This is a genomic window from uncultured Aureimonas sp., assembly GCF_913775355.1.
Classification (GTDB): Bacteria; Pseudomonadota; Alphaproteobacteria; order Rhizobiales; family Rhizobiaceae; genus Aureimonas.
On the sequence record NZ_CAJYIU010000014.1, the window covers coordinates 1 to 4,910 of the forward strand.

At 73.0% G+C, this 4,910-nt stretch carries 5 protein-coding genes and 1 pseudogene; 1 reads left to right on the forward strand and 5 read right to left on the reverse strand.

What is annotated here, in order from left to right:
- Window positions 1-208 precede the first annotated feature (208 nt).
- A complete protein-coding gene (locus QZ753_RS01090; RefSeq protein ID WP_294640425.1) occupies window positions 209-556 on the reverse strand; it encodes a hypothetical protein in 348 nt (115 codons plus the stop codon).
- Between the two features lie 113 nt (window positions 557-669).
- Between QZ753_RS01090 and QZ753_RS01095 the strand changes: the two genes are divergently transcribed.
- A complete protein-coding gene (locus tag QZ753_RS01095) occupies window positions 670-1,125 on the forward strand; it encodes a PaaI family thioesterase (RefSeq protein ID WP_294640427.1) in 456 nt (151 codons plus the stop codon).
- 10 nt (window positions 1,126-1,135) lie between these two features.
- Here the strand turns inward: QZ753_RS01095 and purH are convergent.
- The 4 genes and pseudogenes from purH to QZ753_RS01115 all read right to left on the reverse strand — a co-directional run.
- A pseudogene (gene purH / locus QZ753_RS01100) lies at window positions 1,136-2,749 on the reverse strand (bifunctional phosphoribosylaminoimidazolecarboxamide formyltransferase/IMP cyclohydrolase).
- Window positions 2,750-2,865: 116 nt separating this feature from the next.
- Window positions 2,866-3,657, reverse strand: coding sequence for a DUF2189 domain-containing protein (locus tag QZ753_RS01105; RefSeq protein ID WP_294640428.1), 792 nt, complete (start codon window positions 3,655-3,657; stop codon window positions 2,866-2,868).
- 185 nt (window positions 3,658-3,842) lie between these two features.
- Window positions 3,843-4,046: a hypothetical protein gene (locus tag QZ753_RS01110; RefSeq protein WP_294640430.1), complete on the reverse strand. Its 204-nt coding sequence runs from the start codon at window positions 4,044-4,046 to the stop codon at window positions 3,843-3,845.
- Between the two features lie 58 nt (window positions 4,047-4,104).
- Window positions 4,105-4,910, reverse strand: an 806-nt coding sequence (locus QZ753_RS01115) for a heparinase II/III family protein (protein ID WP_294640432.1), incomplete at its 5' end; no start/stop codon positions are given.

Sequence of the window (4,910 nt, forward strand, 5' to 3'; positions counted from 1 at the left end):
GGCCGAGCAGCTGCAGCGCCTCGCCGGCACCGGCGAGACCTCCGTCTCGCGCCTGACGCTGGCCGCGGGCCTCCTGCAGGATGTCGGGCTCTGACGATCCGCAACCCCCGTCCCTCGGCGACGCGACGGTCGCCGGGGGCGTAACCTCAAGGGCAGATCGCGCAGCCCCGTCCGGCGCGCTGCGGCCGGCGGAGCACGGTCCCCTCGGTCAGGTCGGATTGGCGCTTCCCGCCCCGTTCGGCTGCGCGGGCACCGTGCCCGGCGGGATCACCGGCGTGGTGCCCGGATCGGGGTCCGGCACCGGCGCCTCGATGCCGGACGTGCCGGTGGTGGGCGGCGTCAGCACACCGCCGCAGTCGGCGAGCTGGCCGCTCAGCGTCTGGCCGTCGGCGCCCTGGGGCTGGGCCGCGCACGGATCGGTCGAGGGCGGGATCGCCTGCGCGCCCGTATCGGGAACGCCCGGCGCGGGCGTCGCCGGGCTGGTGGTCTGCGCGCCGGCCGGCACGGCGCTCCAGAGAAGCGCAGCGCAAAGGGCGGTCGTCATGCGGTGGGTCATCGGAGGGCTCCTGTTTGCGCCGAACAACGCCGACCGGCGGCGAACGCTCCCGCCCCCAGCCCCACGACGAGGCGCCGGTGGCGGGCGGACGGGCGGCTTGCTAAGCCGGAGAAATGGACCCACTCGCCCCCGCCGCCCCTCTCCTGCCTCGTCTGACGCTCGGGCAGGTCTCCGATTTCCTGGAAGCCGCCTTCCCGCCCGAAGCGCGCGCTGCGCTCGGCACACTTGTCGACCTTCAGCCCGGACGCCTGCGGATGCGCCTCGACCCGCAGCCCGCAATGCTGCGGCCCGGCGCGATCGTATCCGGCCCGACGCTGATGGCGCTCGCCGATGTCGCCGCCTATGCCGTGATCGCCGCCCATCACGGGCCGGAGGCGATGGCGCTCACCAACACGCTGTCGATCGCCTTCCTGCGCCCCTGCCGCCTCGAGCCGGTCTTTGCGGACGCCGACCTTCTCAAGCTCGGACGCCGCACCGCGACGGTCGACGTCCGCCTGTGGCAGGGCCTCGCGCACCGACTCGTCGCGCAGGCGACGGTCGGCTACATCCTGCCGGACGCAGCCGCCTGACCCATGTCCGTCAGTGGCGGAAGTGGCGCATGCCAGTGAAGACCATGGCGATGTCGTTGTCGTCGGCCGCCTGGATCACCTCGGCGTCGCGCATCGAGCCGCCCGGCTGGATCACCGCGCGCGCGCCGGCGGCGACCGCCGACAGGAGGCCGTCGGCGAAGGGGAAGAAGGCGTCGGAGGCGACGACCGAGCCCTGCGTCAGCACCGGGCCGCCGGCGCCTTGCGCGGCGTCCTCGGCCTTGCGGGCGGCGATGCGGGCCGAGTCGACGCGGCTCATCTGGCCGGCGCCGATGCCGACGGTCGCAAGATTCCTGGCTTAGACGATGGCATTCGACTTCACGTGCTTGGCGACGCGGAAGGCGAAGCGAAGGTCCGCCATCTCGGCCTCGCTCGGCGCGCGCTTCGTCACCACCTTGAGGTCGAGCGCGTCGACCGTGCCGGCGTCGCGCGACTGGACGAGGAGGCCGCCCGCCACCGACTTCACCAGAAGCCCCGCCGCGCGCGGGTCGGGCAGGCCGCCGGTGAGGAGGAGGCGCAGGTTCTTCTTGGCCGCCACCAGCGCGATCGCCTCCTCGTCGGCCTCCGGCGCGATGATCACCTCGGTGAAGACCTTGACGATCTCGGCGGCGGACGCCGCGTCGAGCCGGCGGTTCAGCGCCACGATGCCGCCGAAGGCCGACACGGGGTCGCAGGCGAGCGCGCGCTCGTAGGCGTCGAGGATCGAGGCGCCTTCCGCGACGCCGCAAGGGTTGGCGTGCTTGATGATCGCGACGGCCGCCGTGCGGGCGGCGTCGAACTCGGCGACGAGCTCGAACGCGGCGTCGGTGTCGTTGATGTTGTTGTAGGACAGCTCCTTGCCCTGCACCTGCCGCGCCGTGGCGACGCCTGGGCGCTTCGAGCCGTCGAGGTAGAAGGCGGCCGACTGGTGCGGGTTCTCGCCGTAGCGCAGGCTGGAGGCGAGCGTGCCGGCAAAGGCGCGCCGCGCCGGGGCGGCGTCCTCCGTCTCACCTGCGAACCACGAGGAGACCGCCGCGTCGTAGGCCGCTGTCATGCCGTAGGCCTTGGCGGCGAGGCGCCGGCGGCGCTCGAGGCCGACCGCGCCCCCGTTCTCGCGAAGCTCCTCGAGGAACGCCGTGTAGTCGGCCGGGTCGGTGAGGACCGAGACGTAGGCGTGGTTCTTGGCGCCGGCGCGGATCATCGCGGGACCGCCGATGTCGATGTTCTCGATGATCGAGGCGCGGTCGGCGCCCGACGCCACGGTCTCAGCAAACGGGTAGAGGTTGACGACGAGAAGGTCGATGCCGTGGATGCCGTGCGTCTCCATCGCGCCGGCATGCGCCGGGTCGGCGCGGATGCCGAGGAGCCCGCCGTGGACGTTCGGATGCAGCGTCTTGACGCGGCCGTCCATGATCTCGGGAAAGCCGGTCAGCTCCGAGACGTCGCGCACGGGCAACCCGGCGGCCTCCAGCGCCGCGCGCGAGCCGCCGGTCGAGACGAGTTCGACGCCGAGCTCGACGAGCCCGCGCGCAAGCTCCACCATGCCGGCCTTGTCGAAGACCGACAGGAGAGCGCGGGCGACCGTGTGTCGGTCGGGAGCGGGGGTGCGGTTGGCGGCGACGGCCATGGGGAGCATCCTTTTCGAAGGCGGCATGGGGCGCCGCCTCCGGCCGAAGGCGCGCCGTTCGTGCCGCCCCCATAGGACGGGCGGGCGCGCCGCACAACCGCTCCCGTCGCTCGGGGTCAGGCCAGGACGCGCCGGTAGAGGTGCCAGGTCGCGTGGCCGAGGACCGGTAGCACCACCGCAAGGCCGACGAGAAGCGGCAGCGAGCCGAGGATCACGAGCCCCGCAACGATCGCCGCCCAGACCGCCATGGTCAGCGGATTGGCCCGCACGGCGGCGACCGAGGCCGCCATCGCCTCGCCCGCGCCATAGCCCCGGTCGAGGACGAGCGGCAGCGACAGGGCGCCGATCGAGAAGGCGACCGCCGCGAACAGGAAGCCGACGAGATGGCCGACCGCGAGAAGCGCCCAGCCGGCGGGCGTCGCCATCAGCGCCTCGAGAAACGCCGGATAGCTCGTGGCCTCGATGTCCGGCACGAGAAGCGCGAAGAGGCCCTCTGCGCTGAGGAGCCAGAGCGCGAAGAGGGCGAGGAGCGTCAGGGCGACACGCGCGATGGCCCCTCGCGCGGGGCTGTGGAGGACGCCGAAGGCCTCGCGCCACGTCGGATGCTCGCCGCGCTCCTCGCGCCGGCTGATCTCGTAGAAGCCGAGCGCGGCGACGGGGCCGAGGAGCGCGAAGCCCGCCACCAGCGGAAACAGGATCGGGAAGGCGTTGGCGTTGGTCGCCGCCAGCGCGATCGCGATGCCGGCGATCGGGTAGATCGCCGCCAGGAACACGAGATGCGTCGGGCGGCGGCGGAAGTCGTCGAGGCCCCGCGCGAGGCTGAGGGTGAGGTCGGCGGTGGTGATGCGGCGGATGACGGGCAGGCGATGGCCGGTCAGCCGGGAGGCATCGAGCGGCAGAGCTCTCATGGATCCGTTCTCCTCTGGCCGAGGAAAAACCGGTCGGATCGTTCGAGGCCGGTCGGACCGGCGGGAGCGGGCGGCCAGGAGCCGAACTCCCGTGCATGCGATCCGAAGAAACCTAGACCGCTCGGGCGCGCTTGGCGAGCGCCGATCCGCTGCGCCGCCTCACGACCTCGCGACCGGCGCTCCGGTCAGGGGCGCGCGGCGAGCGCCGCGTCGCCCGGCTGGGCGGGACGGGACGGGCTTCCGGCGCTCGGCGTCTCGGGCGCGGCAGCGGGCGGGGTGCGACCACCGAGGCCGTCCAGCGTATTGGGCAGCACCCCGACCGCGCGGTTCATCCCGCCGCAGCCGGATAGGAGAAGGGCGAGGCCGAGGCCGAGACAAAGGCGATGCATGGGCGTTTCTCCGGATCGTTGCCGGAGGAGATAGGGCGACGTGTCCCGAAGCGTCGCTTCAGGCCTGGCGTTCGAAGCGCCAGTTGAGGTCGGTGCGGTCGAGGCAGTCGAGCGGCAGGACGATCTGCCGCGTGCGGCGGGGACCGGCGGCATCGGCGAAGAAGATCGACTCTTCGAGCTGCGGCGCGCCGTCGGAGAAGAACCACCAGACCTCCTCGCCGTGGACGAGGCGAAGCCCCTCGCCGGCCGTCTCGACCTCGACGTCGGGATGGAGGTGGAAGCGGAGCGTCCCCATCGGCTCGTCGCAGGCCATGCGGTGGGGGCGACCGGCGGCCTGGAAGAGGCGGTCGATCCCCTCGATGCGCCGCCCGTCGCGCGACAGGAAGAGCTGGCGCTCGTGGACGAAGCCGAAGGGCTGGCGGTAGCCGTCGTGGGCGGCGGTAAGGACCTGGCCCTCGTGCGATTCCTCGCGGTTCACCGGCACGCGGGTCGGGCCCGGCAGGAGCGGACCGCCGAGGAAGCGGTCGACGGCCTCGGAGCGCGAGAAGCGCGAGGAGGACTGGTCGTTGAGGGTCAGCGTCGAATGAGCAGCGGTGGTGCGCGACAGGCGGCGCCAGCCGCCCTCGATGCGCACCGGCGCACCGCAGTTGACGACGAAGCGGCGACCGCCGGAGGAGAACTCGAGCGCGAGCGTGCCGGCATGGGCGTCGTGCGAGACGTCGGGGGCGGGCGGCACACCGGTGTCGGCGAGCATCACGGTGCGGCCGGCGGCGAGGCGATGGTAGCCGGACTGGCGCATCTGGCTGATCGGCTCGCCGAGCGTCTCGTCGTGTTCGAGGAGGGCGGCGGAGAGGTGATGGTCCG

Bases quoted from the DNA above. Each gene is read 5' to 3' on its own strand.
- QZ753_RS01090 (WP_294640425.1), bottom strand. From the start codon at position 556: ATGACCCACCGCATGACGACCGCCCTTTGCGCTGCGCTTCTCTGGAGC.
- QZ753_RS01095 (WP_294640427.1), top strand. From the start codon at position 670: ATGGACCCACTCGCCCCCGCCGCCCCTCTCCTGCCTCGTCTGACGCTC.
- QZ753_RS01110 (WP_294640430.1), bottom strand. From the start codon at position 4,046: ATGCATCGCCTTTGTCTCGGCCTCGGCCTCGCCCTTCTCCTATCCGGC.
- QZ753_RS01105 (WP_294640428.1), bottom strand. From the start codon at position 3,657: ATGAGAGCTCTGCCGCTCGATGCCTCCCGGCTGACCGGCCATCGCCTG.